Raw genomic sequence first — 1519 nt, forward strand, 5'->3', positions numbered from 1 at the left:
GATGTGCCTGGTGCCTGGTGGCTGTGCCTGGTGCCTGGTGCCTGGTGCCTGGTGCCTGGTGCCTGGTGCCTGCGGTGGCGGACGGAGTGATTCCGGATCCGGAGGTGTTCCTCGGGTGAGAGGCGGTGATGCGCACCGAGGGCGCCACGGTGCGGCGGAGCCCGGCGCGAGGCCCGTGCCCGGTGCTCAGGATTGGCGAGGCGACAGATGATCATCCGTGTAGTGGAGGTGAAGATGTCCGAGGAGACCGGCCCTCCGGGGGATGTACCGGACGAGATGCCCGGTGGGCTGCCCGCCCGCGGACGACGTGATAGATCCAGCTCGGTGCCGTCCGAGGTGACGTCCTGGGGGGATGACGGTGCGGACCGGTCCCGGCCGGGACCGGCGGGTGAGGTCTACGACTGGTACACCCGGGGGATGGCGCTGCTCGGCCACGGGGACGCCAATGCCGCGGTGCAGCTGCTGGCCCACGCCGTCGCGGCCGAACCCGCCTCGCCGAGCGTGCGGGAGGCGCTGGCCCGGGCGCAGTTCACCGCCGGTCAGTACGGCGCGGCCCGGGAGACCTTCGCCTGGATCGTGGATCGGCATCCCACCGACGACTACGCCCAGTTCGGCCTCGGGTTGTCCGCCCGCAAGATCGGTGATCTTCGGGTGGCCGTGGAGCATCTGGCGCTGGCCGTGGCGATGCGTCCCGACATCCGACACTACGATGTCGCGCTGCGTGGCGCCCGCGCGGCGTTGGCCCGAGCGTGACCCGGCCGGCCGCCGTGCCCGCGGACGAGACCACGTCAGCCAGCTCTTCGTCAGCCAGTTCTTCCGCGGTCTCCTCCGCTTCGTCGTCTTCCGTGTTTTCTGGTTTCTCCGTGCCTTCCGGTGGCTTCCCCGGGCCGTTGCGTGGGACGGACCGGCCGCTGGCCGATCTGTTCGACGTCGCCCTGATGGATCTTGACGGTGTCGTCAACCGTGGGGGCACCGCCGTGCCGCACGCGGCGGACACCATCGCCGCCGCGGGCCGCCGGGGGATGCGCACGGTGTACGTCACGAACAACGCACTGCGCCCGCCGGCCGAGGTCGCCGCCCGCCTGCGCGGCTTCGGCGTACCGGCGCAAACCGAGGACGTCGTCACCTCGGCGCAGGCAGCGGCGCACGTCCTGGCTGAACGGCTGGGCACCGGATCCCGGGTGCTCATTACCGGAGGGCGGGGACTTCGACAGGCGGTGACGGAGGAGGGCCTGGTCCCGGTGGACTCGGCCGAGGACGATCCGGCGGCGGTGGTCCAGGGGTTCGACCCGGATCTCACCTATGCCCGCCTCGCCGAGGCGGCCTATGCCATCCGGGCCGGAGCACTGTGGATCGCCAGCAACGCCGATCGCACCGTGCCGACCGAGCGGGGCGTCGCGCCCGGCAACGGATCCGTCATCGCCTTCCTGCGGGCCGCCACGGACCGCGAGCCGGTGGTGACCGGCAAGCCCGAGTCGGCGATGCACCGCGAGTCGATGCGGCGCAGCGGAGCCCGGAC

General features: G+C 72.1%; 2 protein-coding genes. Both read left to right on the plus strand.

All coding sequences use genetic code 11. The features are described from left to right. The first annotated feature begins 207 nt into the window (after window positions 1-207). A complete protein-coding gene (locus ACY45C_RS19950; protein ID WP_462189093.1) occupies window positions 208-753 on the plus strand; it encodes a tetratricopeptide repeat protein in 546 nt (181 codons plus the stop codon). Beyond that, window positions 750-1519: HAD-IIA family hydrolase (locus tag ACY45C_RS19955; RefSeq protein ID WP_462189094.1), on the plus strand; the 770-nt coding region annotated here is incomplete at its 3' end. The genes ACY45C_RS19950 and ACY45C_RS19955, both read left to right, overlap by 4 nt.

This window comes from Frankia sp. CcWB2 (assembly GCF_977927585.1).